General features: G+C 42.4%; 1 pseudogene. It reads right to left on the bottom strand.

The annotated features are described in order from the left end of the window. Nucleotides 1–155: pseudogene (locus tag AB4371_RS22535) on the bottom strand (IS110 family transposase); the annotation flags it as partial. Between the last annotated feature and the right edge of the window lie 48 nt (nt 156–203).

Below are 203 nucleotides of genomic sequence, written 5' to 3'. Positions count from 1 at the left end.
CCTATACGCATGAGTGGCATATTTGCTATTGTAGTCAGTAGTTTAGAGCGGGTTACTGACTTATGAAGTATGACCTTACCATTTTGGTCTACGGCATGAAGACTAAAGTGGTTTTTAGCTAGGTCGATACCGCAGAAATAAGAATAATCAGACATGGTGCCTCCGATGCATTTAAGTACCACATAAGTGTGGCAGATCCTCGG

The organism is Vibrio sp. 10N.261.51.A3, assembly GCF_041471965.1.
GTDB lineage: Bacteria > Pseudomonadota > Gammaproteobacteria > Enterobacterales > Vibrionaceae > Vibrio > Vibrio crassostreae_C.
The sequence above is the reverse complement of the archived record's forward strand: the minus strand, read 5'-3'. Positions and strand labels throughout refer to the sequence as shown.